Genomic DNA, 23,798 nt, shown 5'->3' with positions numbered 1-23,798 from the left:
AGGCCAGCCAGGCACCGAGGGTTACGGAAGCTGGCTCTGAATGTCGGAAAGCACGCCTTCAGGCGTTGAATCTCCCGTCAACGCCACCGGCACATATTGCATCACTAGGTTCTCGAACTGGTTCCATTTCTCGTTGATGCGGAAGGGGGTCGTGTGGGCGAACATATATTGCAGCGTATCGCGGGTGCCGGCGACATTCTTGGCCGCTCCGTCATACCAGTAGGTTTGCTGGGCAAGCCGCGCCGGCAGCGCTCGGCCGGCCGACCCCAGGATTTCGGCCGCCTTAGGGCCGCTCAGCACCTGTAGCGCCTTGAAGGCGGCATCCTTGTGTTGGCTCGTAGCCGAAATGCCCCAGCCTGAACCTGCGGTGATGAAGCGCGAGGGACCGTTGCCACGCGGGAGCGGCGCGATGCCGATCTTGAACTTGACGTTGGCCTGGGCCGTGATCAGCGTCCAGGGACCGTCGATATACATGGCGACGTTGCCGGACGCGAAACGGCCGCTGGCCGCGGATGCGTCGGACGCGGAGGCGAAGACGGGAGAAAGCTTGTCCTTGGCGGTGAGATCGGCGTATTTGCTGAACGCGTCGACAAAGCTTGCATTGGTCAGATCGAATTCGCTGTCGGCATTGAAGTATTCCGCGCCGAGCGCAACCGGGCCGGCGATGAAGTCGAAAGCCTGCGTTCCGTAGCCGTAGACCCCGTCTTTCGTCAGCGTCTTGGCATCCGCCTTGAAGTCGTCGAACGTCCAGTCCTTAGCCGGCTCTTTCAGGCCGGCCGCCGCGAACTTGTCGCGATTGTAGAACACCATCCACGGACCGACGTCATAAGGCAGCGCGTAAAGTTTGCCGTCATGGGAAAGCCCGGACATGATCGAGGTTTCGAAGTCCGCAACCTTCACGTCGCTTTTCTTCACATAGTCGTCGAGCGGGTCGAGGATCGAATAGAAGTTCGGCATACGCATGGACTGCATCGAGACGATATCGGCGACCTGGCCGGACGCCGCCAGAACCGGCAGGCGCGTCCAGTAGTCCGTCCAGCCGGAAAGCTGCAGCTTGACCTTGATATCGGGATATTGCTGCGTGACGAGATCGGCCAACTGCTGCCAGAGCTGTGCGTCGTTGGGTTCACCCCACATCTGCCATGTCACGGTGACCGGCGCATCCTGCGCCTTAGCGCCGATGCCGAACAGGGAACTTGCCGCCAGGGCGGCCGCAAAGATCAACGAGCGTTTCATGATGGTTCCTCCTCCTCAAGGACTATGGTTGCGATGATGGTCGTCTGTGTCCGGACTCTCTCCTCCGGTTTGGTCTTGCAGTCTCCTCAGGCTGCGATCATGGCCTCCAGATCGGCGATCATTCCGATCAGTTCCGTTCGCTGGCGCCGCCAGGCGTCCGGATCGTCTCCCGGTTCCAGGATGGCGATCATCCGCGACAGGAAATCGGGCGGCAGCCGCTCGAGTTCGGCCGCCATGGGCAGGTTCCAGCCATCGCCCGGATAGTAGGCCCGGTTGAAGGCAAAGACGGTCTGCAGAATGGCGTTGGCCAGTTTCCCCGTTAGTCCCACCAGAAAGACCAGGTCACGGCGAACGACCTTGCTTTCATAGTGATAGTCCTTGGCCCAATAGCGCAGAATGTCCATGTGCTGGCGCAGAACCGAGACCCTGAGCGCCTCGGGATATTGCACCAGCTGCCGCCTCCATCCCGCCAGCAGGCCGCGCGGATCGGCGATGATCTGCTGGCTGGAAAGGTCCGTCGGCAGATGATAGCCCCAGATCGTCCATTCGAAATTCTTCGGAACCGCAACACCGGCAAGCCAGGCGTCCAGATCTTGCTGCACGCCGGCATAGCGGCGCATCCAGATGCCGTCCATCCGGATTCCCTCGGCCTGCCAGCCGCGCATGGTCTCCTCGAAGCGCCTCCATGCGCCGGTCTGTCGGAGGTCCGGCCCGCGATAGGCATCGGCATAGACCCGGAAGTCGAAATCCGATTGCGCATCCGACCGTCCCTTGCCGCGTGAGCCGGCCAGTGCGACGGCGCCATTGCCGTCTTCGGCCAGATCGGCGATCAACGGCGTCATCGCGGCAATGAGTTCGGCTTCGTGGCTCATGACAGCACCAACCGGAGGGCGCTCAATCCTTCAGGGTCAGTTCGATCACCGGAACCACCACATCGGGCTTCAGAACCGGCAATTCGAGGGTCAGTATGCCCTCTCCAACGGCGACGCCGATGTTGGAATCCACCTCGGCATCCGGATCCAGCCAGTGCAGCTCGCTGGCGTCGTGCAGAAACTGCGCGTATTTCACCTTGCGCCCCAGTCCCTCGATATGGATATGCCGGAAGGGCCAGGTCTGGATGTGCAGATAGAGCCGGTTCCCCTTCTGGGTAAAGCGGCAGCCGTTCGGCGCCTTGTACGTGGACGGTCCGGCCCCATAGATGGCGCGTCCGTTGAGGCGCATCCAGTCTCCATAGGTATCGAGCGCCGTGATGGCGCGGGTGTCGAACGTGCCGCGTCCTGTCGGGCCGACATTCATCAGGAGGTTGCCGCCGAGCGAGACCGTGTCGATCAGGATATTGATGAGCTGGCCGGCATCTTTCCAGGTTGTTTCGTCGCGATAATAGCCCCAGGAGCCGCTGAAGGTGTGGCAGGCTTCCCAGCGCACCGGCAGCCCTGCGACGGTTGGTGCGACACGCGGCGTATATTGTTCCGGTGTCACCAGATCGGGCATGTGATCCGCGTCGCGTGGCAGGTCGAGGCGGTCGCCAACGATGATGTCGGGCTGCAGTTCGCGGACCAGTTTGATCAGGCGATCGCTTTCCCAATCGGCGCGGCCCTTGCCGGGAAGCCCCTTGTGCACGCGGCGGGGATAGCTGAAATCGAACCAGATCACGTCGATCTTGCCGAATTCGGTCAGAAGCTCGGTCACCTGATCGCGCATATATTGGGCGTAGCGGGAGATGTCGCGGCCTTCATTGAGTTTGGCCGCATCGGGATGGTTGCGCTGCGGATGATGCGTATCGATCGGAAAGTCCGGGTGATGCCAGTCGAGCAGCGAATAGTAGAACCCGACCTTGAGCCCCTCGGCCCGCAGTGCTTCGACATAAGGCCCGATCAGATCCTTGCCGTAGGGTGTATTGGTGACCTTGTAGTCGGTGACCTTGCTGTTCCACAGGCAGAAGCCTTCATGGTGTTTGGCGGTCAGCACGACATATTTCATGCCGGCGGCGCGGGCGCGGCGCGCCCATTCGCGGGCGTCGTAGAGGTCCGGATCGAAATTGTCGAAATACTTCTGATAGGCCTCGGTGGTGAATTCCTCGCGGTTCTTCAGCCATTCGTGCCGCGCGCCGAGCGCATAGAGCCCAAAATGGATGAACATGCCGAAGCGGTCATCTGCAAACCAAGCCTTGCCGTCGCCTGTATCGCGGCCACCACTGATCGTCGCTATATTGCTCACACTATCCTCCCAAGATTCCGAGCTTTATCGAACCGGTTCGATTTAATCATTGATTCTCCCATCCAGGATGTCAAGCGCGCTGTTGAAATCGTCTCCCGGCATATTGCTTGAATTCCTATAGATGTTAGATATGTGACGAAAGGTTGCATGAGAATGTGCCTTCGCCGGATAGGCTGAAAGCGATAGAAACGGTTCGAAAATCTGATGGCCACAATTCGCGATGTTGCCAAACTCGCAGACGTATCGGTGTCGACGGTCTCACTGGCCCTGAGCAATCCGGCTCGCGTCAGCCCGAAGACCCTTGAAAAAATCCGCCATGCCGTCGCGGCGGTCGGCTTCGTTGCGGATCCGCTGGCGCAGAGCCTAGCGCGCGGACGCAGTCGCATGGTCGGCTTCGTCGTCGGCAATGTCGGCAACCCGTTTTTCGGCGACATCCGGCGCGAGCTGGAGAACTACGCGCTCGACCACGGCCATTTCGTGCTCGTCACCGACTCCTCCGGCAAGACGGAGCGCGAAAAGGCCATGGTCGAACACCTGATCGGCCTCAAGACGGCGGGCTTGGCGCTTGCGCCATCGGGACATGATCAGGACTATCTCGATTTCATTGGCGGGTTGAACGTTCCGATCGTCTGCTTCGACCAAAAGGTTGCAGGCATCGAGCGCGACTTCGTCGGCTCCGACAATCACCTCGCCGGAGCGATGCTCACCGAACATCTTCTGCAGCTCGGCCACAGGCGGATCGCCTTCATTGCCGGCCCGAGCCATATGCACACGGCGACCGAACGCTATCGCGGTTTCATGGATACGATGGCGAATGCCGGGGTCGAGGTGAACCCGAATTTCGTCGTCGACGGACAGTTCACCCGTACCGCCGGCTATGAGGCGGCGATGCGCCTGCTGATCCAGCCCGAGCGCCCGACCGCGATCCTCGGGGCCAACAACGCGGTGGCACTCTCAGCGCTGCAAGCCATGCAGGAACTGGGCTTCCGTTGTCCCGAAGACATTTCGCTCGCCATGATCGACAATGTGCAATGGAGCTCGGTCATCACCCCGCGCATCACCATGGTGGTTCAGGACACGCTGGCGCTCGGCGGCATCATCGCGCGGCGTCTCATGCATCGGATCACCAACCCGCAAGGCGCCGTCGAGCCGCCGCAGGATTTCGTGCTGACCCCGAAATTTGTCCCCGGCAATTCCTGCCGACGGATTTAGAGGGATGTCATCGGGTCGGTTCACCATTGTCGCCGATGCGCCGCGATCGGGACGGGATCGGAAGGGAATATTTCCTTGTTCGCCGGCTAAGCAAGTGGGCAAGCTGGACGGAAAAAAGAGGTTGGCGGAGCGGTTTCTTATGGCAGAATGGAGGTGGCAAAGCATTTCGTCGGCATGGCGGTCTTCTTTGCCTCGGGGAGTTTCGATTGTGCGGTATCATGGTGCCGTAACGTCGATGGTGGACAAGGGAAGAGCGAATGGACCTTCATCTCAAGGATAAAGTTGCAGTCATCACCGGTGGTTCCAAAGGCATTGGCCTTGGGATCGCCAAGGCTTTCGCGCGCGAGGGCTGCCATGTCGTGATTACGGCGCGTACGACTGCCGAGGTCGAAGGCGCCGCCGCGAGCATCGCAAGCGAATTCGGCGTCACGGCCCGCGCCGTCGCTTCCGACGTTTCCTCGGCGGAGGGTTGCCAGGCGATCGTGGATGCCGCGGCAAAGCTTGGCGGTGCGGACATCTTTGTTTCGAACGCCGGCACCGGCTCCAACGAGACCATCGCAAATGCACCCGACGAGAAGTGGCAGTCCTATTGGGATTTGCATCTTATGGCGGCGGTGCGCCTGAGCAGGGCGCTCGCCGACCAAATGGAGGCCAAGGGCGGTGGCGCGATGCTCATGAACGCATCCATCTGCGCGGTGCAGCCGCTCTGGTATGAGCCGATCTACAATGTCACGAAAGCAGCACTTCTGATGTTCGGCAAGTGCCTGTCGGTCGAGATGATCAAGCGCAATATCCGCGTGAATGTCGTCAATCCCGGTCTGATCCGTACGCCCGACTGGGAGAAGACGGCCCGGGAACTGGCGGGAGACGGCTGGGAAGGTTATCTGCAGAGCGTCGCGGACGAACATGCGGATATCCGCCGTTTCGGTTCGGTCGAAGAGCTCGCGGACTTTTGCGTCTTCATCTGCTCTCCGCGTGCATCCTACAGCGTCGGCTCGGCCTACCATGTGGATGGTGGGATGCTGGCGACGGTTTGAAGCCAGCTTTCCCAATGCTTATGGAGTGCCGGTGCCATTGGCGGATGATGGCGAGGCTATTCACGCTCGGTATCTATTGAGATCTGACGACCCGGCCCTCCTCCGCCTTGTAGAAGAACTGGCTGGCCACGAGCCAGCCCTTGAGCGGTCTCAGAGGCGGAATGCATGTCGCCAGCATGAAAGGTAAAGTCAGCAAGGCATGCACCCAGATCGGCGCGCTGTACTGCACCTCGAGCCAAACGGCGAGAAACACGCTCGGTACACAGGCAAAGCAGATGACAAAGAAGGCTGGCCCGTCGGCGGGATCGGCGAAAGAATAATCCAGCCCGCAGACCTCGCATTCCTTAGCGATGGTCAGAAATCCGTTGAACAGGTGACCCTGGCCGCAACGGGGGCAGCGCCCACGCAGCCCGGTCTGCAAGGGTGAAAGCGGCGGCCATTCCAGGTCGGCGGACATCTCGGTAACTCCTGTTGAAATGAATGCATTCAATGTCTTCATTGATTGCATTCAATATAGATGCGCCTTAGTGGAGTGAATGTCTACTCGACATAATGACGCATCCGGCCGTCAGCAGGGGCGGCGCATTTCGCTTTCAAAATCAGACGCGTGGGTGGGCTAGAAAAATGATCCGGTCATCTCGGGTGGCCCTTCGAGCGCGTGTGCCATGAATTCGATGGCGCTGCGCAGCTTTTCGCGACCGATGGGGCCGCCGAGGCAGATGCGGACGGCTTCCGGGGCTGGGCCTTCGACCGTGAATGCGTCGCTGGCAACGACACCCAGACCGGCGGCGTTCATGTGGCTGCCGAATGTGGAGCGGGTCCATCCGTTGGTCAGTGGCAGCCATATGTTGAAGCTCAGCGGATCGGCCTCGAAACTGCCGGGGGGCAGGAGGGAGGTGACGAGCGTCTGGCGGGCGGCGGCTTCCGTGCGAATGAAGCGCAGGATAGTGTCCGCGGTGCCGTCGTCGATCCAGCGTGTCGCCAGTGCCGCCATCAGCGGCGAGGCCATGACATTGTTGGCGCGCATGGCGCTTGCAAATGGCCAGGCGGCCTTGGTGTCGGGCGCCACGACATAGGCGAGGCGCAACCCGGCGCCGATGCATTTTGCCAGTCCGCCGATATGCCAGGTGAGATCCGGCGCCATTGTCGCCAGCGGCGGCGGCGCATGCAGCGGAATAAAGCCATAGGCATCATCCTCGACGATCGGCACATGATACTTGCGGGCTATGGCGCAAATTTCCTCGCGGCGCTTCTCGGGGATCGTCACCGTCGTCGGGTTCTGCAGGGTCGGGTTGAGATAGAGCGCCTTTGGTCCAAGCCGTCGGCAGGCATCGGCCAGCGCATCGGGCAGGATGCCGTGCGCGTCCATTGGCAGGCCCGAAAGATTGAGCCGCAATTGAGCCGATATCGAGCGTATGCCGGGATAGGTGATGTTCTCGGAGAGAATTGTTTCGCCGGGCTTGGCCAGTGTCCCGAGGATGGCAAGCAAGGCGGGGTGGGCGCCCGGCGTAACGAAGATCCGCTCCTGTGACGGCACAAGGCCGCGCCGGCTGAGCCAAGCGGCGGCGGCATCCTTGTCCATGCTCGAGCCGCCAAAGCCCTGATAGCGCAGCAGCGGGATCATGTTGGCGGCAACGGCGGAAAGGCCCTCCTGCATGCGGGCAATCAGCTCGGGATCGTCTGTCTCCGGCGGCATGTTCATCGAGAAATCGACAATCGATGTCCGGCGTGGATCGGGCGCCAAGGCCGAGGTGAAGCCGCGGCGGTCCTTGTCCTGACCACCGGTGACGAATGTGCCGCGGCCCACTTGCGTATCCACCAGCCCGCGCTTTCTGGCTTCGATGTAGCCACGGGCGACTGTGGTGAAATCGATGGAGAGGCGCTTGGCCAGTTCGCGTTGCGGCGGCAACCTGTCGCCGATGACCAGCCGACCGCTTTTTAGGTCTATTTCGATGATATCCGCGATCGCGGCATAGCGTGGGCCACTGCTCAGGCTCAGGTCGGGAAGCCAGTCTCTCATTGCGCTTCGAATCCATGCTCTTTTTATATTGACTGTATATTGTTGCGTATTTTCATTGTCATCAGCAATTTCTCCACACCAGGCAGATCTCGAGGTCTGTCAGAGGCAGAACAACAGGGTCGTATTAAATTGAATGCATATTGGATGCATTCATATCGTGCAATGTTGCACGGTTTTTGCCCTGTCGATTGCCCCTCCATTATGCTGACTCGAGTCGCAATTTAAAAATTGAATGTATTATTGAATGAATCAATGGTGATTTTGACTGTAATTTGTGCAGCATCAACTTGGCACGGTGATTGCAACATCCTGTTTGTACCCCACACCGAAATCGGGATAAAAACAGGAGCCAGCAATGCCCGCAGTCACAACACCAGCCCATGCCGACGGCGATTTCTTCGTTGATTATGAGGAAAAGGTCTTCGAGGACGTCCAGGCCAAGGCCGGCGACAAGGCCCTCATCACTTTTCACACGGTTGCCTTCGAGGGATCGATCGGCCTCGTCAACCTGCTGCAAGCCAAACGGCTGAAGCGCAAGGGTTTCGAAACAGCCGTGCTGCTCTACGGTCCGGGCGTGACGCTCGGCGTGCAGCGTGGGTTCCCCAAACTCGGCAGCGAAGCCTTTCCAGGCCATCTCAATTTCAATAACCAGATCAAGGGTTTCATGGAAGAGGGCGGGAAGGTCTATGCCTGCCGTTTCGCGCTTCAGGCGCTCTATGGCCATGGCGAGCAGGCGCTCATCCCGGGGATCATCCCGATCAGCCCGCTCGACGTGCTTGATCTGATCCTCATCCATCGCCGCGACGGTGCCTTCATCCTCGATACGTGGACGCTCTGACCGGGCAGGGAGGCGGCACTTGTGCCGTCTCCCGTCAAACATGCGCAAAGGAGTTCGCCATGCAGAAAAAGTCGACCGTCCGGGTCGCAGCCGTCCAGATTGCACCGGATCTGACATCGCGGGAAAAGACGGTGGCGCGGGTGGTCGAGGCGATCGCCCAGGCATCCGCCAAAGGCGCGGAGCTTGTGGTTTTTCCCGAGACCTTTGTGCCGTGGTATCCTTATTTCTCGTTCGTGTTGCCCCCGGTCTTGTCAGGCAAGGAGCACCTGCGGCTCTACGAAGAGGCAGTTGTGGTGCCAAGTGCCACCACAAGAAGCGTAGCGGCTGCCGCCCGCGAGCATGGCATCGTCGTGGCGCTCGGCGTCAATGAGCGCGATCATGGCACGCTCTACAATACGCAACTGCTTTTCGATGCCGACGGCAGTCTGATCCTGAAGCGGCGTAAAATCACCCCAACCTTCCACGAGCGGATGATCTGGGGCCAGGGCGATGCCTCCGGTCTGAAGGTCGTCGACAGCGCCATTGGCCGTATCGGCGCGCTGGCCTGCTGGGAACACTATAATCCGCTAGCCCGCTATGCGCTGATGGCGCAGCACGAGGAAATCCACATTGCGCAGTTTCCCGGCTCCATGGTCGGGCCGATCTTTGCCGACCAGATGGAGGTGACGATCCGGCACCACGCGCTGGAAAGCGGCTGCTTCGTCGTCAATGCCACGGGATGGCTGACAGACGAGCAGATCGCCTCGATCACACCGGATACGGGCCTGCAAAAGGCGCTGCGGGGCGGCTGCATGACGGCGATCATTTCCCCCGAAGGCAAGCATCTCGTGCCGCCACTCACCGAAGGTGAAGGCATCCTCGTTGCCGATCTCGACATGAGCCTCATTCTCAAGCGCAAGCGCATGATGGATTCGGTCGGCCACTATGCCCGGCCCGAATTGCTGCACCTCGTCATGGATGCGCGACCGACCGCGCCGATGAGGACATCGACCATACCCGATGCCTTCCCCGGCGAGACATTGACAACCGACATGACCGATGGAGAACAGGATGCGTCTTTCGACGGAAACGCTGATCAACGAATTGCAATCCTTCGGAGCCCGGCTGGTTGATCCCAAGGCCGGCCAGGAAAGCCGGCGCGGCGGAGCAGGGCCATCCGACCACAAGGCGCTGACCATCGACGGCATGACCGTCATGGTGCCGGTGCACACGGCGCCGGCTTTCGAAAGCCCCTATCTGGTCGAGAAGCCGGACGAGACGGGCAGGAGCCGGATCAGCCGCGATGGCATCGTCATCGGCGAAGTGTCCTTTCCGCTCCGCCCAAGATTTTATGAGCGCTCGACCGCGGAGGGCATTCCCTATTCGCAGATCGCGGTCCTGCACGGCAAGGACGTGCTGGCAACCACCGTGCTGCAAACCTGCATCCGCTACCAGAGCCGCACCAAGACCTGTCAATTCTGCGCCATTGGCCAGTCGTTGGCGGCCGGAAGGACAATCGCCCACAAAACGCCGGCGCAGCTGGCCGAAGTGGCGAAAGCCGCCGTCGAGCTGGATGGTGTCAAGCATATGGTGATGACGACCGGAACGCCGAGGAGCGACGATCGCGGCGCTGCCGTGCTCGCCGAAAGCGCCCGCGCCATCAAGGCGGCCGTCGACCTGCCGATCCAGGCCCAGTGCGAGCCGCCGGAGGACGATATCTGGTTCCAGCGCATGAAGGATGCCGGCGTCGATGCGCTCGGCATGCATCTTGAAGTCGTTACCCCCGAGATCCGCGCCCGCATCATGCCGGGCAAGGCGCAGGTCGGGATCGAGAAATACATGCGTTCCTTCAAGGCGGCTGTCGAGGTTTTCGGGCGCGGTCAGGTTTCGACCTATATTCTTGCCGGGCTCGGCGACTCGAGCGACGCGATCCTCGGGATTTGCGAAGAGTTGATCGCAATCGGCGTTTATCCCTTCGTCGTGCCCTTCGTGCCGATCTCCGGCACGCCGCTCGAAAGCCATCCCGCGCCGAAGCCGGAATTCATGCATTCCATCCTCGGCCCTTTGTCCCGGATGTTGGTCGCAAGCGGTCTGAAGGCCGTCGACATCAAAGCCGGTTGCGGCAAATGCGGCGCCTGCTCGGCCCTTTCCACCTATGAGAGGACGTTGACGCCATGATTTTCGAACCGTTCTCAGCGTTCAACGCGAGCGAATATATGGTGAAATTCACCACCTCGGCCTGGGAGCGTCGTGAGGCCTATGCGCTTCGTCGTGAGGTTTTTTGCGAAGAGCAGGGGATATTCAAGGGTGATGACCGCGACGGCATCGACGAATACGCGATCCCCATCGTCGCCCTGTCGATGATGGGTGTCGCGGCCGACCGCGTGGTAGGCACGGTCCGCATCCATGAGGAGGAACCCGGTCTCTGGTGGGGTTCGCGGCTCGCCGTTCACTCGGATTTCCGGGCGATCGGCGCGCTGGGCACGACGCTGATCAAGCTCGCGGTTTCCTCCGCCAATGCCTTTGGCTGTCACACATTTCTCGCCAATGTGCAAAGCCAGAACGGTCTTCTGTTTCGCCGGCTGCACTGGGAGGTGCTGGACGAGTTCGAGATCCACGGCAAACCGCATCTGCGGATGAAGGCCGATCTTTCCTACTATCCGCCTTGCCGCACGCCGGAAACCGGCTTTGTCGCGCTGCCGAAGAGGGCGGCGTGATGAGCGCAGAACTCGACATCGCCGCTCTCGCTGCGCGGCTGGCTGCGACTTCAGGCATAGCAGCCAAGCAAGATATCGGCTTTGCGGCATCGAGCCTTGGGCTTGCCGGCCAGCCTGTGGCCGTCGGCGACGATTGCGCCGCGATTGCCGATGGCGACGGCTATCTGCTGTTTGCCATCGAAGGCTTCATCAATGAGTTTGTCGCCACTGACCCCTGGTTTGCCGGCTGGTGCGGCGTGATGGTCAATATTTCCGATATCGCCGCCATGGGCGGCTGGCCGATCGCCGTCGTCGACGCGGTCTGGGCCAATGGAGAGGCGGACGCAAAACCCGTGCTTGAAGGCATGCGTGCCGCAGCCAGCACATACGGTGTGCCGATCGTCGGCGGCCATACCAATATCAGGACCGATCGGAGCCAGCTGTCTGTTGCCATCCTTGGCCGGGCCGGAAAGCTGCTGACCAGTTTCGATGCGAAGCCCGGCGATGTGCTGGTGGCGGCCATCGATCATCGCGGCGCTTATCGTGAGCCGTTCAATAATTTTCAGGCGGCCATTGGGGCGCCCGCAGCACGGTTGCGCGGGGACCTGGAAATCCTGCCGGAGATCGCCGGGGCGGGGCTGGCGCTGGCGGCCAAGGATATCAGCCAAGGCGGCATTATCGGCACGGCGATCATGCTGGCGGAATGTTCCGGGGTCGGGATCGATATCGCAGTCGCGGCTATCCCCTTGCCGGAAGGCGTGAGCCTCGACCGCTGGCTCGTCACCTTCCCGAGCTACGGCTACCTGCTGTCGGTGGCGCCTGACAAGGTCGCTGCCGTCATCGAACGGTTCACCGCGCGCGGCATTGCTGCTGCCGCCATTGGCGAGGTGAAGGCCGGAAGCGAAGTGGCGATCGTCGACAAAGACGCGCGCGCCGTGGTGCGAGATCATGCGGCTCAACCGTTGCTGCAGCTCGGTCGCGTGGGGGTGCTCGCATGAGCCGGCTCTTACGTATCGCCATGCTGACCCATTCCACCAATCCGCGCGGCGGCGTAGTCCATTCGATGTCGCTTGCCGAAGCGCTGGCCGGTCTTGGCCACGAGGTTGTGCTGCATGCGCCTGATGCGACAGGCAATGGGTTTTTCCGCACGCCGTCGTGCGAGACGCTCGGCATTCCGGTCGAAGCGGCGTTACCGGACATGACCGATATGGTCGAGCAGCGGATCGCCGATTATGTACGGCATTTCGAAAATCCGGCCTCCCGATCCTTCGATATCTATCACGCCCATGACGGTATCTCGGGCAATGTGCTCGCGACCCTGAAGGCACGCGGGTTGATCCCCCATTTCGCCCGCACGGTGCATCACATCGACAGTTTTGCCGATCCGCGTCTCATGGCGTTGCAGGATCGTTCGATCGATTTTGCCGACGCGCACTTCTCGGTGAGCGAGACATGGCAAAAGGCTCTTAGCAATGACCGTTTAATCCTTGCGACAAACGTTGGAAACGGTGTCGACGCCGGACGTTTCGCCCAGGTGCCCGTAGAGAAGACCGACGCATTGCGCCGGAGGCTCGGATTGCGGGACGGGCCAATCTTTCTTGCGGTCGGCGGCGTCGAGGCGCGTAAGAACACGATCGCCATTCTCGAGGCATTCCGTCAGGTGCGCGTCCTGCATGCCGATGCGCAACTCGTCATCGCCGGCGGCGCGTCGCTGCTCGATCATCGCGGCTATCACGGCCGCTTCCAGCAAGCGCTTGCCGCCATGGGCAACGAGGCGAATTTCGTTCATGTGATCGGCACCATCGCGGACGAGGATATGCCCTCGCTCTATCGTCTCGCCAGTACACTGGTGTTCCCGTCCTTAAAGGAAGGTTTCGGGCTCGTCGTTCTGGAAGCCATGGCATGCAGTGTGCCTGTGGTCGTCTCGTCGATCGCTCCCTTCGACGAATATCTCGGCGAGAACGATGTCGTCTGGTGCGATCCGGCCAAACCTGCGTCCATTGCCGATGCGATGGTCGTGTCGCTGATGCCCGCCGTTCACACGGCACTCGGCAGGCGCGGGATTGAGGTCGCGGCGCGACACAGTTGGGGCGGCGTCGCCGCCGCGCACCTACCCGTCTATCAAGGTCTGCTGGAGGCTGCCCATGCCTGAGATGCGTTTTGTCATTACCTGGCCTGACGGCCGCAGCGAGGAATGTTACTCGCCGTCGCTGGTCATTCGCGACTTCCTGGCCGAGGGCGAAAGCTATCCCGTTGCCGATTTTCTCGACCGCAGCCGCAAGGCGCTGACGATCGCCAGCGACCGGGTCGAGGCAAAATATGGCCACCCCTGTTCCTTGGCGCGTGGCCAGCTCGCGCGCATCGAGCAGGCTGCTGGCGCCTATCTGCCTGACGCGGATGCGCGCGTCCGCTGTGAAACCTTCATTCTCTAAAAGGAAAAGCCATGCCCACTTTGGAGCCTCATTACAGTGCCGTCGTTATCGGCGGCGGCCAGGCCGGCCTTTCGGCAAGCTATTGCCTGAAAGAGCACGGCATCGATCATGTCGTGTTCGAAAAGAAGACCATGGCGCACAAATGGCGGGAGCAGCGCTGGGATGCCTTCTGCCTGGTCACACCCAACTGGCAGTGCCAGTTGCCGGATCATCCCTATGACGGCAACGACCCGCATGGCTTCATGATCAAGGACGAGATCATCGGCTATGTCGACCGGTTTATTCGCAAGGTCGATGCGCCGGTCTTCGAACATACTGCGGTGACCGCGCTCGAAAAGGCCGGCGATCTCTACAGGGTCGAAACCTCAGCCGGAACGGTAACCGCCGACAGCGTGATCCTTGCCACCAGTCTCTATAGCGATCCGGCCATACCGCGCGCCGCCGAGCGCCTGCCGGATAGCATCATGCAGCTTCATACCGCCGATTATCGCAATTCCGATCAACTGCCTGAAGGCGGGGTCATCGTCATCGGCTCCGGACAGTCCGGTTGCCAGATCGCCGAGGACCTGCATCTGGCCGGTCGCAAGGTGCATATGGCAACCGGTAATGCACCGCGTTGCGCGCGTTTCTATCGGGGTCGCGACGTGGTCGATTGGCTTTCCGATATCGGCCAGTATGACATAACGGTCGAGCATGACGGCATGCGCAAGAAGAAGCATGACACCAACCATTACCTGACTGGCAGGGATGGTGGCCGGGATATCGACCTACGAAAATTCGCGCTGGAAGGCATGGCGCTCTACGGCCGGATGTCCGGCATCTCGAATGGCAAGATGCTGTTCGAGCCAAACCTCAGGGCCAATCTCGACGGCGCCGACCGGGTCTATAACGGCATCAACGCGCTGATCGACAAGCACATAGCCGCAAACAACATCGATGCACCGGCTGGCTCGGCCTATGTCCCGTTGTGGGAGCCGGAGATCGAGCCTACGGAAATCGACCTTGTGGCCGAAGGCGTCGGTGCGGTCATCTGGGCGACGGGTTTCCGGCCGGACTGGTCCTTTGTTGCCTTGCCGATTTTCGACGGCACCGGTTATCCGGTCCATCGACATGGTGTCACCAGCGTTGATGGGGCTTATGTCCTTGGTATGCCCTGGCTTTGGACGTGGGGCTCCGGCCGCTTCCTCAGCGTTGGAAAGGATGCGGAACATGTGGTGGGTCAACTTGTGGAGCGGCTTGCCAACGGCCGGTCGGAGTTAAAGCAAGCGGCGAACGGATGAGCGTCAGATGAGCCTCGCGATCCGCAACGTCGAGATGTTCCACCAGCCCTCCAGACGCGCGCTGATGGAAAGGGCGCTCGAACCGCATATTCTGCTCGGCATGCCGCAGCTGACACCCTTCGGCCTCTCCGAGACCTGGCTGATGAAAGAGCTCGGACATCGCCACTGGCTGATGTTGGCAAGATGCATGGGCATGGACGATGCGGACTTTCGCACCGCCGACGGGACCGAAACCTATGCGGCGATCTGCGCGACATCGCTGACAAATGGGCAGCTCAATCGGGCGCGTCCCAACCAGGTGCTAGCCATACAGTCCGTGCTTGAACCGGTGTCGAAGACCCAGGTGTCCTCACGACACCTGCTTCTGGTCGAGGGAGAGATGATCGGCGACGTCGAGCTTCTCTCGGCCTTTGTCCGCCGGACACGCGAGAACGACAATGTGTCGATCGCCCGTGTCGAGTTGCCCGGCGCGCATCGTTTTCCGGTGCGGCTGGAAAACACGCTTGCCCGGATTGCATCGGACGTCCGCAACGGTCGTTGCGAGACCCATCTCGGCATGCCGGTAGCGGGTCGGGATGTCCTGCGGGACTTTCGTTTCCAACCTGCTGCAAGCCAGGAATTCAATGGGGCCGGCCTGCTCTATTTCGCCCATTTCCAGGCTTTCGTCGCGCGTGCCTTCGAAAGCTGGTTTCCTGACGGCGCGTTCCGCAACATAACCCGAAGGGATAGTTTCTTCCTGGGCAATGCCGGCATCGGCGAACCGCTCAGCATGGAGCTGACGGTCATGGACTGCGAGACAATGTCGGCGGCTTGCAGTCTCCGGCGCTCTGATGGCGACCTCATCGGGCGTATATTGCTGACGGCGTCGCACTGAGCGAAAGTGCTTTTGTCGGTGGCAATCACGGTTCCTTGAGATTAAAAGACAAACGGCATGCTGGCTGCTTCGCAATGACAATGTTATGGAAAATACGCTACATAATGCCAGATTGTTCGGGTGGAGCGCTGCTTGGAGGAGGCAGCGAGGCGAGCCAGCTTATGTCATTTCATCGATGAGCGCAGTTCGGCGGCATTGGATAGGTCCGCCGCTCAAGTCTGTGTGCTCCAAATGGTAATGCAATAGGTTGGATCGCGATGGCCTGGTGTCCGATGGCGCAGGTCCTTTGTGATGTCGCTTGTTGAATGATGGGTTCGGGAGAGTTGAAAAATTTTCAATCGAAAGCGGAAGCCGTGACGATCGCGGCTCCTCGGGCTGTTCGCCTGAATAATGTGTCGATTTCTTTCGGGATCGCTGGCGGCAAGCGCTTCGACGCGGTGGCTGGCACCGATCTCGATGTGGCGGAAGACGAATTTCTGGCGATCGTCGGGCCGACCGGCTGTGGCAAGTCCACGCTTCTCAACGTGGCGGCAGGGCTGCTTGAGCCGGCATCCGGATCGGTCGAGATTTTCGGGCGCCCGCTCAAGGGGCTGAACAGGCAAGCCGGCTACCTGTTTCAGCAGGATTCGCTGATGCCGTGGAAAACCGTGCTTGAAAACGTCGCGATCGGCCTGGAAGTGTCCGGCGTGTCGGCGAATGAAGCACGCAAATCGGCGATGGAATGGCTTGAGCGTGTCGGTCTCGGCGGCTTTGCCGATCGTTATCCGCGCATGCTCTCCGGCGGTCAGCGCAAGCGGGTAGGATTGGCCCAGGTGCTCATCCGCAATCCGAAGCTGTTGCTGATGGACGAGCCGTTTGGTCCGCTCGACGCACAGACCCGCCTCATCATGGGCGACCTTCTCCTGAACCTCTGGTCGGAGGACAAGAAGGCGGTGATGTTCGTCACGCATGATCTCGACGAGGCGATTGCCCTTGCGGATCGCATCGTCATCATGTCGGCGGGGCCGAAATCCCGGATCATCGGCGATTTCCGCGTCTCGATCCCCCGGCCGCGCGATATCGCGGAAATCCGCCACGACCCGGCCTTTACCGAACTGCATAAAAGCATCTGGCATGCGCTGCGAGAAGAAGTCATGGCCGCCTATCAGCAGACCAACGTGGCCGCCCAATGACCAGAACGAAGCTCCTTGCCTGCCAATTGCTGGTGGCGATCGTCATCATCGGTGCGTGGTATCTCGCAACGGCAACGCATGTCTTCGGCAACCCGCGAACTGCCGTCTTCTTCTTTGCCGATCCGCTCAAGGTTGCCGCGCGGATTGTGAAATGGTTCGCCGACGGATCGATCTGGTATCATCTCTGGGTGACGCTGTCGGAATCCCTGCTGGCATTTTTCATCGGCGCAATCGGTGGGGTGGCCTTCGGTTTCTGGTTTGCGCGCCGGCCCGTGGTCGCCGCTGTCTTCGACCCCTATGTCAAGGCGGCCAATGCCTTGCCGCGCGTCGTGCTCGCGCCGATATTCGCGCTGTGGTTCGGCCTCGGCATCTGGTCGAAGGTGGCACTCGGTGTCACGCTGGTCTTCTTCATCGTCTTTTTCAACGTCTATCAGGGCGTGAAGGAAGTGAGCCCGACTGTGCTTGCCAATGCCCGCATGCTCGGCATGAACGAGAGGCAGTTGCTGCGCCATGTCTATATTCCCTCGGCCTTGTCCTGGATGTTTTCGAGCCTCCATACCTCCGTGGGTTTTGCGGTCGTCGGCGCGGTTGTCGGCGAATATCTGGGCTCGGCTGCTGGGCTCGGTTACCTCATCCAGCAGGCCGAAGGCGTGTTCGACGTGACCGGCGTCTTCGCCGGCATGTTCGTGCTGATGGCCTTCGTCCTTATCGTCGACTGGCTGATGACGAAGGTCGAGCAGCACATGCTGCGGTGGCGGCATTAGGCGATTTCAATCTTGGATATAGTGGAGGAAAACATGGAACGCAGGACATTCTTGATCGGCACAGCCAGCATCGGTGCTGCCGCCTTCTTTCAGGCAAGCGGGCCGGCCATCGCCGATGACGCGAAGCCGGAAAAGCCGGATCTGACGCTCGCCGTCGGCGGCAAGCCGCTGCTCTATTACCTGCCGCTGACGATTGCCGAAAAGAAGGGCTTCTTCAAGGAAGAGGGGCTAAACGTCACGATCAACGATTTTGCCGGGGGTGCGAAATCGCTGCAGGCGCTGATCGGCGGCTCGGTCGATGTCGTCGCCGGTGCCTACGAGCACACGATCCGCATGCAGAACAAGGGACAGGATATCGTCGCCATCTGCGGCCTGGGCCGGTTCCCCGGGATCGTGATTGCCGTGCGCAAGGAACTCGCGGGCGAGATCAAGTCCGTCGCCGACCTCAAGGGGCGGAAGATTGGTGTCACGGCGCCGGGTTCGTCGACTGCACTGATGCTGCAATATGCCCTGCAGAAGAACGGATTGGCGCCCACCGATGTCGCATTGATCGGCATAGGCGGCGGTGCCAGCGCCGTTGCGGCGATCAAGAACGGCGAGGTCGACGGCCTGTCCCATCTCGATCCGGTGATCGCCCAGCTTCAATACGAGGATCTGGTGTCCGTCCTGATCGACACGCGAACGGAAGCCGGAACACGCGCACTGTTCGGCGGCCCGAACCCGGCCGCAACGGTCTATATCCAGCGCAGCTTCAGCGAGGCCAATCCGGTGACGACGCAGCGGGTGACCAATGCCTTTTTGAAGGCCTTGAAATGGATCGAGCAGGCAAAGCCGGAAGACGTGGCGGATACCGTGCCCGAAGAATACCTGCTCGGAAACCGCGATCTTTACATCCAGGCCTTCAAGAACTCGAAGGAAATGTATTCACCCGACGGCATGATCAGCGAGGAAGGCTATAAGTCGATGATGAGCGTCCTGAAGACGCTCGACCCGGAATTGGCCGATGCCGATGTGCCCTACGACAAGACCTTCGATCCGCGTTTCATCAAGGCAGCCAAGATATGATGTCATGATGCCCTTGGCTTTGGCTCGGGGTTTCGAAACTGCCGATCGCCGATCTCAATCAGGTCTCTTTCAGCTTCATCGACCCGTCAAGGCTTCCGATGAGCGTTGAACTGGCCTGGTTGAGACCCACGACATCCACTGGAATGCCATGCGCCTTGAATCGCTGCACCACCTTCTCGAGGGCTGCGACAGCGGTGATGTCCCAGAAGTGCGCTTGCGAGACGTCGATCAGGACCGTGCTATCGCTCGCATCCTGAATGTCGAAGGCCTCGACGAAGACATCGGCGGATGCGAAAAAGACCTGGCCCGAGACGCGATATGTCAAACGACCGGTCGAAGCATCCGTCTCGCTTTCCACCCGCATTAGGCGGGCGACCTTGAAGGTGAAGAAAACGCCGCTCAGCAGGACGCCCACAGTCACGCCCAGCGCCAGATTGGCGCTGAACACCGTAACGAGAACGGTCGCGATCATGACTGCGCTCGACATCTTGGGATGAATGACGACCGCGCGCAATGACGACCAATCGAACGTGTCGATCGATACCATCACCATGATGGCCACGAGTGCCGCCACGGGAACCTGAGACACCCATGGCTTCAAGAGGACCATCAGAACCAGCAGGAAGGCACCCGCAAAGAGGGTAGAAAGACGTCCGCGTCCGCCGTACTTCACATTGCTGACGGTCTGGCCGATCATGCCGCAGCCGGCGATCCCGCCGAACAGGCTTGCGGCGGCATTGGCGATGCCAAGGCCGGTACACTCCCTGTTCTTCGAACTCGGAGTGTCGGTAAGATCGTCAACGACGCAGGCCGTCATCATGGATTCGAGCAGCCCGACCATGGCGATGGCAAGCGCTGGGCCAGCGATGATCCTCAGCGTTTCCAAAGTCAGCGGAACTGCAGGCCAGCCAAAGACCGGAAGAGAGTCGGGCAGTCTCCCGAGGTCGGCGATGGTCATGACCGGAAGCTGGAGGCCTATCGAGGCGACGGTCAGAATGAGAATGCAGAACAACGGCGACGGGATCGCCGTCGTGATTTTCGGAATCAGGTAGATGATTGCCAGGCCAGCGGCCAGCATGGTGTAGGCGATCCAGTCTCCCCCGATGATATGCGGAAGCTGGGCCGCGAAGATCAGGATCGCCAGCGCGTTGACGAAACCGGTGCGAACCGACTTTGAAACGAACCGCATGAGGACGCCCAGACGCAAGAGCCCGAACAGGATCTGAAAAAGGCCCGCCAGCAATCCGGCAGCGAAGAGGTAAGGCAGTCCGTGTGCATGAACCAGCGGGGCGGCAACGAGCGCGACCGATCCAGCCGCCGCCGAAATCATCGCGGGGCGGCCGCCCGTAAAGGCGATGACGATGCCGATGACGAATGATGCGAACAGGCCGACCTGCGGGTCGACACCCGCAACGAAGGAGAAGGCGATGACTTCGGGGATCAGCGCGAATGTCGCGACGGCTCCGGCGAGCATTTCGCGCATGGGATTGGCAGACCAATCCCGACGGATGGATGAAAGCTGCATAGGATGAATTCTCGCAAAGCATGACGAACGCGCCCTGTGGAGCGGTTGTTTGGATGACATGCAGGTTTTGCGTTATCTGGCGGATCGGCGGCCAGAAGAGCCACCCGGAGTTTCACCGGGTCCGTGGTGAGTGCATCGCTTATAGTCCGCATTTTTGCCGCGACGCAACATGAAATCGCCCTTCGTCGCGGAAGGTCTGTGGGCGTGTGGCGGTGTCATCGTCCCGATGATGATCCGCGGCTGCTGGGATGCCGACTTGTCGGCGGTTTTGATCCACTCAGGGCTTAAAAAACGATCATTCCTTGTGGAATCCACCGAACCAATGCGCCGTACGCATAGGTGGGATGAGAGATTGGCACTGTTTTAAACCGATTGAAACGCCTATATTCCAAGCATCGAAACGACGCCGGAGCCGAGCAAGGTTGCTGACGTCATTAGCCCTCAGGAAAGGGGATTATCATGAACGTAGCACGCTCTTTCAACAACTGGCGCAAGTTCCGTCAGACCGTTAACGAACTCGGCCGCATGTCCAGCCGCGAATTGCAGGATCTCGGCATCGACCGCGCCGACATCCGCAGCGTTGCCCGCGCATCGGTCGCGCGCTAACCGCACGGACTTACAGCCTCCAAGACTGCCCGACGCCCGCGCATGACGCGGGCGTTTTTGCGCCGGTTGCCCATGGCTGAACCCTGTTAGGCGGGCCTTCCATCGCGAATTCTTTCCGACATGTATTTCTTGCATAGCTGCAGTGCAGCATAAGGCATAGCAATGATTTCTATTCGGAGTATGTTCAAACCATCGAAGCGATGCACCTCCTCCCGCAGAGCTTCGAGTTTCAGACGGCCCGCTCCTCCTCCCAGGGACGTCTGTAGGAACAGCGACACTCCTCCTCCCAGTCGCTGTTCGGTTCTTTTCGAAAAGCCTGCCGCACCTCCTCCCGCGGCAGGCTTTTTCGTTTCTGGATGATGTTTCTCTAAATGGCCAAACCGCAGATCGAGGCAATCGTCCTGGAGGGACGTGACTTGAGCTTCATGATGTCGGTGTGAGCCGCTGCTATTCCTTGAACCAAAGCGCGACGCCATTGGCGGCGACGGCATCGACGAGCAAGCCGCCTTCGAAGGCGAGAGGCGAAAAACCGCCGCGCGCGAGGGCATCTGCCGCGGTCTTGAGTGAGCGGACTTTCAGCCCCAGGGCGACCTTTCGCTCGTTGCCCTCAAAGCTCTGCGGAATGGCTGATCCGAAACGGGCGATTGCCTTGTCCTCGGATATGATGTGGATCGTGACATCGCCGGCTTGGATGACGATACCATCCTTGTCGATCCGGGGCGTCGCCGCAGCCGGGAACCCGTCGAAGAGTTCGGTAATCGTTTGAGGCTTACGGCTGACGATAAAGACGTCGCTGATATCCAAAGCGCTGTTTGGGTGGTCCTGATCGACCGGGCGCCACACCAGCTCCGGCGTATTGTGCTGGCAAAAGAAGAAGCGGCCATTGGAAATCGCGTCTTGACCGAGTTGGAAGGTCCGGAAACTGGCCGGCCTCTGTGCGCCATCCACGTCAACGGGGCGGGAAAAGTCTTTCCAGTCGGTCACTGGTTTGCCGGCGGCGGCCAGTTCGCCCTGCAAGGTGGCGGCATCGGTGGTGCGAAAGGCAAGGCCGTTCAGGCCGATCGGGTAAGACCAGAGATCGCTCCGTTTCTTATCGTCCTCCGGTGGAAAACCCAGAAGCTCCAGATAGTTTTCGCCGAAGACGGCAAGATGGTTGATGGAGCCGAGCGTGTGATAGCCCCGAGGGGTTAGCGTAAAACCAAGCTTGCGATAAATCGCCGCCGCGGCATCGAGCTGATCGAGAACGCCAATGACAGCGTGATCAAGAGCGAGTGGCTGAGTTGTAACGGGCATGGGTGGGGCCTTCGAATATTGACTATATTATTGGATCGCGTGTTCTCGCTGAACCCGGCTCGTGCTTTCGTGCCGGGTGCTAGCCTTCATTCACCCTTGTTCCAGCCTTTGCTTTCGGCTGTCTTGGCGACAAGGGATGCGTACTCTTTGCCGATCTCATCCAGCTTTTTCACCAGTTCGGAATTCGGTCCGCCGAGCCGGCTGACATAGTCTTCGCCTTCCTTGGACTTGTCCCAATCATTCCCGATAAAGCGCGCCGTTGCCTTGCCGGACGCCGATACTTCCGGTGAAGGTGCGCCAAACGATGCGGCGGCTTGCTTCAGGCCGTCAAGGAAGGTCGTGTCGTCGAGGCCGCTATAGGGTTTTCCTTCGGAATTCGTGACGTTGAGGAAGATTTGCTCGTCCCCGAATGCCGTGTAGCCGCCGCCCAAGCCTTTTCTGGTCGCCTCGGCCGTCTCGAAGAATTTCTGCGCGACGGTGGCATTGAGGCTGTCCTTGGGGAACTGCACGACAACGAAGCCAGTGCTGCCGGCTGTATCGTCCAGGCGAGACACGAGGACACTATACTGGCGGAAAATATAACCAAGAGAGCCGGCCAGGCGATCTGCCACGGCGTCATCAAGCGTTCCCTCGGTCTGAAGCGACGCGTTGGTTTTCAGGAGATACCCGCCGGGCGTTACCTCCGTCTCCAGGATCGCTGGGTCGATGCCATTGGCCGCTATGATCTTCGGTACGATGTCTTTCAGAACTTCGGCCGAGAAGGCCGCCCGGTCGTCATAGCTGGCCTGGGCGAGCCGTGGCAGATGGAACTCTGCGGAAGGTGTCGCCTCATAGGACAGAAGCACTTTTTGGTCCGCAAGGGCTGTATTCTGGAAGGCAAACGGGATGACGGCAGCGAGAATTGCTGCTCTTAATGTGGCTTGCAACACGAGGGTTCTTTTGGCGAAAAATCCGTTGGGCATCCACTATGTTCCTGGTTGAGCGTTGTAGCGCTTTTGGTGTTGATGGTGATGGCGAACACCGGCTGTCGACGTCGTGAGATGAAGCCCGATAGCTGCCTCGATCACGGCAGAGGCCGATCGCCGGAAGGTGGCGAGGCGGCGAGGCGGACTATCAACGGTGATGCTGGTAACGCCGCGACGAGATTTCGGCGGAGAGCTCATCGCATCTCGATTGCAGTTCCCTGTCGATGCCGTCGTCGAAATGATCGTCCAGAAGCAGGAAGCGATACTCTTGAGCAAGCAGCCTCGTTTCAAGATCGTCGCGCTGTGCGGAGAGACGGAAGAAGTGGCGCAACCTGCCCATGATATCCCTCCGATCAAGCGGCGCGATCGACGTGGTTGCCAGAGGCCGAGATCAGCTTGTGGATTGCCCGCTGCACGTCGGAGGCGGAGGCAAAGTGCTGGCCATCAAGATCATGCACATGAAACTTGACGGCGATGAACTTCAGCAGATCCCTGTCTGGAACGACGATTCCGACCGGCACGCCGGCATATTCGATCACCTGTTTTGCCATTGCGATCACCCGCTAAAATCTGCCCTGCCGACTGGA

General features: G+C 60.2%; 25 protein-coding genes and 1 other annotated feature. Of the genes, 15 read left to right on the top strand and 10 right to left on the bottom strand.

Features of this window, described 5'->3' with window-relative positions:
• Window positions 1-21: 21 nt before the first annotated feature.
• The 3 genes from AC1RO0_RS13645 to AC1RO0_RS13635 form a co-directional block, all read right to left on the bottom strand.
• Entirely contained in the window at window positions 22-1,236 is a 1,215-nt protein-coding gene (locus AC1RO0_RS13645) for an ABC transporter substrate-binding protein (RefSeq protein ID WP_498593429.1), read from the bottom strand.
• Window positions 1,237-1,322: 86 nt separating this feature from the next.
• A complete protein-coding gene (locus AC1RO0_RS13640; RefSeq protein WP_498593428.1) occupies window positions 1,323-2,108 on the bottom strand; it encodes a DUF4037 domain-containing protein in 786 nt (261 codons plus the stop codon).
• Window positions 2,109-2,130: 22 nt separating this feature from the next.
• On the bottom strand, window positions 2,131-3,453 hold the full coding sequence (locus AC1RO0_RS13635) for an alpha-L-fucosidase (RefSeq protein ID WP_498593427.1): 1,323 nt from the start codon (window positions 3,451-3,453) through the stop codon (window positions 2,131-2,133).
• 204 nt (window positions 3,454-3,657) lie between these two features.
• On the opposite strand from AC1RO0_RS13635, the gene AC1RO0_RS13630 reads away from it, so the two are divergent.
• Window positions 3,658-4,665 (top strand): LacI family DNA-binding transcriptional regulator, encoded by a 1,008-nt coding sequence (locus AC1RO0_RS13630; RefSeq protein WP_498593426.1) that lies wholly within the window; start codon window positions 3,658-3,660, stop codon window positions 4,663-4,665.
• A 257-nt stretch (window positions 4,666-4,922) separates the two neighbouring features.
• A complete protein-coding gene (locus tag AC1RO0_RS13625; RefSeq protein ID WP_498593425.1) occupies window positions 4,923-5,702 on the top strand; it encodes an SDR family NAD(P)-dependent oxidoreductase in 780 nt (259 codons plus the stop codon).
• A 73-nt stretch (window positions 5,703-5,775) separates the two neighbouring features.
• Here AC1RO0_RS13625 and AC1RO0_RS13620 read toward each other — a convergent pair whose 3' ends face one another.
• Together AC1RO0_RS13620 and AC1RO0_RS13615 are read right to left on the bottom strand one after the other, a co-directional pair.
• The gene (locus AC1RO0_RS13620) at window positions 5,776-6,159 is read right to left on the bottom strand and encodes a DUF983 domain-containing protein (RefSeq protein ID WP_498594021.1); all 384 of its coding nucleotides are present in this window, start codon (window positions 6,157-6,159) and stop codon (window positions 5,776-5,778) included.
• Between the two features lie 159 nt (window positions 6,160-6,318).
• Window positions 6,319-7,722 (bottom strand): aminotransferase-like domain-containing protein, encoded by a 1,404-nt coding sequence (locus tag AC1RO0_RS13615; protein WP_498593424.1) that lies wholly within the window; start codon window positions 7,720-7,722, stop codon window positions 6,319-6,321.
• Between the two features lie 355 nt (window positions 7,723-8,077).
• Here AC1RO0_RS13615 and AC1RO0_RS13610 point away from each other — a divergent pair, with 355 nt between their 5' ends.
• The 12 genes from AC1RO0_RS13610 to AC1RO0_RS13555 all read left to right on the top strand — a co-directional run bounded on the left by AC1RO0_RS13610 (window position 8,078) and on the right by AC1RO0_RS13555 (window position 18,822).
• Window positions 8,078-8,560 carry an MSMEG_0572/Sll0783 family nitrogen starvation response protein gene (locus AC1RO0_RS13610; RefSeq protein WP_007690674.1) on the top strand — a complete coding sequence of 161 codons (483 nt, stop codon included), beginning with the start codon at window positions 8,078-8,080 and terminating at the stop codon, window positions 8,558-8,560.
• 59 nt (window positions 8,561-8,619) lie between these two features.
• Window positions 8,620-9,672, top strand: coding sequence for a Nit6803 family nitrilase (locus AC1RO0_RS13605; RefSeq protein ID WP_498593423.1), 1,053 nt, complete (start codon window positions 8,620-8,622; stop codon window positions 9,670-9,672).
• Window positions 9,599-10,717: an MSMEG_0568 family radical SAM protein gene (locus AC1RO0_RS13600; RefSeq protein WP_498593422.1), complete on the top strand. Its 1,119-nt coding sequence runs from the start codon at window positions 9,599-9,601 to the stop codon at window positions 10,715-10,717. Before AC1RO0_RS13605 ends, AC1RO0_RS13600 begins: the two co-directional genes overlap by 74 nt.
• Window positions 10,714-11,256, top strand: a complete 543-nt coding sequence (locus AC1RO0_RS13595) for an MSMEG_0567/Sll0786 family nitrogen starvation N-acetyltransferase (RefSeq protein WP_498593421.1) — start codon at window positions 10,714-10,716, stop codon at window positions 11,254-11,256. Before AC1RO0_RS13600 ends, AC1RO0_RS13595 begins: the two co-directional genes overlap by 4 nt.
• On the top strand, window positions 11,256-12,233 hold the full coding sequence (locus tag AC1RO0_RS13590; RefSeq protein ID WP_498593420.1) for a sll0787 family AIR synthase-like protein: 978 nt from the start codon (window positions 11,256-11,258) through the stop codon (window positions 12,231-12,233). The genes AC1RO0_RS13595 and AC1RO0_RS13590 overlap by 1 nt, the downstream gene beginning before the upstream one ends.
• Window positions 12,230-13,387, top strand: coding sequence for an MSMEG_0565 family glycosyltransferase (locus AC1RO0_RS13585; protein WP_498593419.1), 1,158 nt, complete (start codon window positions 12,230-12,232; stop codon window positions 13,385-13,387). The genes AC1RO0_RS13590 and AC1RO0_RS13585 overlap by 4 nt, the downstream gene beginning before the upstream one ends.
• The gene (locus tag AC1RO0_RS13580) at window positions 13,380-13,667 is read left to right on the top strand and encodes an MSMEG_0570 family nitrogen starvation response protein (RefSeq protein ID WP_498593418.1); all 288 of its coding nucleotides are present in this window, start codon (window positions 13,380-13,382) and stop codon (window positions 13,665-13,667) included. The genes AC1RO0_RS13585 and AC1RO0_RS13580 overlap by 8 nt, the downstream gene beginning before the upstream one ends.
• A gap of 11 nt (window positions 13,668-13,678) precedes the next feature.
• Window positions 13,679-14,947 (top strand): MSMEG_0569 family flavin-dependent oxidoreductase, encoded by a 1,269-nt coding sequence (locus AC1RO0_RS13575; protein WP_498593417.1) that lies wholly within the window; start codon window positions 13,679-13,681, stop codon window positions 14,945-14,947.
• A 7-nt stretch (window positions 14,948-14,954) separates the two neighbouring features.
• Complete coding sequence (locus AC1RO0_RS13570; RefSeq protein WP_498593416.1) at window positions 14,955-15,821, top strand: Pnap_2097 family protein; 867 nt, start codon at window positions 14,955-14,957, stop codon at window positions 15,819-15,821.
• A 308-nt stretch (window positions 15,822-16,129) separates the two neighbouring features.
• On the top strand, window positions 16,130-16,993 hold the full coding sequence (locus tag AC1RO0_RS13565; protein WP_498594020.1) for an ABC transporter ATP-binding protein: 864 nt from the start codon (window positions 16,130-16,132) through the stop codon (window positions 16,991-16,993).
• The gene (locus tag AC1RO0_RS13560) at window positions 16,990-17,757 is read left to right on the top strand and encodes an ABC transporter permease (RefSeq protein ID WP_498593415.1); all 768 of its coding nucleotides are present in this window, start codon (window positions 16,990-16,992) and stop codon (window positions 17,755-17,757) included. Before AC1RO0_RS13565 ends, AC1RO0_RS13560 begins: the two co-directional genes overlap by 4 nt.
• A 33-nt stretch (window positions 17,758-17,790) precedes the next feature.
• Entirely contained in the window at window positions 17,791-18,822 is a 1,032-nt protein-coding gene (locus tag AC1RO0_RS13555) for an ABC transporter substrate-binding protein (RefSeq protein WP_498593414.1), read from the top strand.
• A 58-nt stretch (window positions 18,823-18,880) separates the two neighbouring features.
• Here AC1RO0_RS13555 and AC1RO0_RS13550 read toward each other — a convergent pair whose 3' ends face one another.
• On the bottom strand, window positions 18,881-20,347 hold the full coding sequence (locus AC1RO0_RS13550; RefSeq protein ID WP_498593413.1) for a SulP family inorganic anion transporter: 1,467 nt from the start codon (window positions 20,345-20,347) through the stop codon (window positions 18,881-18,883).
• Between the two features lie 70 nt (window positions 20,348-20,417).
• Window positions 20,418-20,473 (bottom strand) — a sequence feature (sul1 is cis-regulatory element that is thought to sense ions involved in sulfur or methionine metabolism; They are found in Alphaproteobacteria).
• A 333-nt stretch (window positions 20,474-20,806) separates the two neighbouring features.
• Here AC1RO0_RS13550 and AC1RO0_RS13545 point away from each other — a divergent pair.
• Window positions 20,807-20,953 carry a DUF1127 domain-containing protein gene (locus AC1RO0_RS13545; protein ID WP_007690640.1) on the top strand — a complete coding sequence of 49 codons (147 nt, stop codon included), beginning with the start codon at window positions 20,807-20,809 and terminating at the stop codon, window positions 20,951-20,953.
• A gap of 447 nt (window positions 20,954-21,400) precedes the next feature.
• Here the strand turns inward: AC1RO0_RS13545 and AC1RO0_RS13540 are convergent, their stop codons facing one another.
• From AC1RO0_RS13540 to AC1RO0_RS13525, 4 genes are all read right to left on the bottom strand, one after another.
• A complete protein-coding gene (locus AC1RO0_RS13540) occupies window positions 21,401-22,246 on the bottom strand; it encodes a VOC family protein (protein ID WP_498593412.1) in 846 nt (281 codons plus the stop codon).
• Window positions 22,247-22,332: 86 nt separating this feature from the next.
• Window positions 22,333-23,208, bottom strand: coding sequence for a hypothetical protein (locus AC1RO0_RS13535; protein WP_498593411.1), 876 nt, complete (start codon window positions 23,206-23,208; stop codon window positions 22,333-22,335).
• A 151-nt stretch (window positions 23,209-23,359) separates the two neighbouring features.
• On the bottom strand, window positions 23,360-23,551 hold the full coding sequence (locus AC1RO0_RS13530; RefSeq protein ID WP_498593410.1) for a hypothetical protein: 192 nt from the start codon (window positions 23,549-23,551) through the stop codon (window positions 23,360-23,362).
• Window positions 23,552-23,564: 13 nt separating this feature from the next.
• Complete coding sequence (locus AC1RO0_RS13525; protein ID WP_498593409.1) at window positions 23,565-23,762, bottom strand: hypothetical protein; 198 nt, start codon at window positions 23,760-23,762, stop codon at window positions 23,565-23,567.
• Between the last annotated feature and the right edge of the window lie 36 nt (window positions 23,763-23,798).

It is taken from the genome of Rhizobium sp. GW821-FHT14E12, from assembly GCF_058803745.1.
This window is presented reverse-complemented; position numbering and strand designations above follow the sequence as displayed.

Coding starts and splice junctions, on each gene's coding strand:
- AC1RO0_RS13645 (WP_498593429.1), bottom strand. CDS start 1,236: ATGAAACGCTCGTTGATCTTTGCGGCCGCCCTGGCGGCAAGTTCCCTG.
- AC1RO0_RS13640 (WP_498593428.1), bottom strand. CDS start 2,108: ATGAGCCACGAAGCCGAACTCATTGCCGCGATGACGCCGTTGATCGCC.
- AC1RO0_RS13630 (WP_498593426.1), top strand. CDS start 3,658: ATGGCCACAATTCGCGATGTTGCCAAACTCGCAGACGTATCGGTGTCG.
- AC1RO0_RS13625 (WP_498593425.1), top strand. CDS start 4,923: ATGGACCTTCATCTCAAGGATAAAGTTGCAGTCATCACCGGTGGTTCC.
- AC1RO0_RS13620 (WP_498594021.1), bottom strand. CDS start 6,159: ATGTCCGCCGACCTGGAATGGCCGCCGCTTTCACCCTTGCAGACCGGG.
- AC1RO0_RS13615 (WP_498593424.1), bottom strand. CDS start 7,722: ATGAGAGACTGGCTTCCCGACCTGAGCCTGAGCAGTGGCCCACGCTAT.
- AC1RO0_RS13610 (WP_007690674.1), top strand. CDS start 8,078: ATGCCCGCAGTCACAACACCAGCCCATGCCGACGGCGATTTCTTCGTT.
- AC1RO0_RS13605 (WP_498593423.1), top strand. CDS start 8,620: ATGCAGAAAAAGTCGACCGTCCGGGTCGCAGCCGTCCAGATTGCACCG.
- AC1RO0_RS13600 (WP_498593422.1), top strand. CDS start 9,599: ATGGAGAACAGGATGCGTCTTTCGACGGAAACGCTGATCAACGAATTG.
- AC1RO0_RS13595 (WP_498593421.1), top strand. CDS start 10,714: ATGATTTTCGAACCGTTCTCAGCGTTCAACGCGAGCGAATATATGGTG.
- AC1RO0_RS13590 (WP_498593420.1), top strand. CDS start 11,256: ATGAGCGCAGAACTCGACATCGCCGCTCTCGCTGCGCGGCTGGCTGCG.
- AC1RO0_RS13585 (WP_498593419.1), top strand. CDS start 12,230: ATGAGCCGGCTCTTACGTATCGCCATGCTGACCCATTCCACCAATCCG.
- AC1RO0_RS13580 (WP_498593418.1), top strand. CDS start 13,380: ATGCCTGAGATGCGTTTTGTCATTACCTGGCCTGACGGCCGCAGCGAG.
- AC1RO0_RS13575 (WP_498593417.1), top strand. CDS start 13,679: ATGCCCACTTTGGAGCCTCATTACAGTGCCGTCGTTATCGGCGGCGGC.
- AC1RO0_RS13570 (WP_498593416.1), top strand. CDS start 14,955: ATGAGCCTCGCGATCCGCAACGTCGAGATGTTCCACCAGCCCTCCAGA.
- AC1RO0_RS13565 (WP_498594020.1), top strand. CDS start 16,130: ATGGGTTCGGGAGAGTTGAAAAATTTTCAATCGAAAGCGGAAGCCGTG.
- AC1RO0_RS13560 (WP_498593415.1), top strand. CDS start 16,990: ATGACCAGAACGAAGCTCCTTGCCTGCCAATTGCTGGTGGCGATCGTC.
- AC1RO0_RS13555 (WP_498593414.1), top strand. CDS start 17,791: ATGGAACGCAGGACATTCTTGATCGGCACAGCCAGCATCGGTGCTGCC.
- AC1RO0_RS13550 (WP_498593413.1), bottom strand. CDS start 20,347: ATGCAGCTTTCATCCATCCGTCGGGATTGGTCTGCCAATCCCATGCGC.
- AC1RO0_RS13545 (WP_007690640.1), top strand. CDS start 20,807: ATGAACGTAGCACGCTCTTTCAACAACTGGCGCAAGTTCCGTCAGACC.
- AC1RO0_RS13540 (WP_498593412.1), bottom strand. CDS start 22,246: ATGCCCGTTACAACTCAGCCACTCGCTCTTGATCACGCTGTCATTGGC.
- AC1RO0_RS13535 (WP_498593411.1), bottom strand. CDS start 23,208: ATGCCCAACGGATTTTTCGCCAAAAGAACCCTCGTGTTGCAAGCCACA.
- AC1RO0_RS13530 (WP_498593410.1), bottom strand. CDS start 23,551: ATGGGCAGGTTGCGCCACTTCTTCCGTCTCTCCGCACAGCGCGACGAT.
- AC1RO0_RS13525 (WP_498593409.1), bottom strand. CDS start 23,762: ATGGCAAAACAGGTGATCGAATATGCCGGCGTGCCGGTCGGAATCGTC.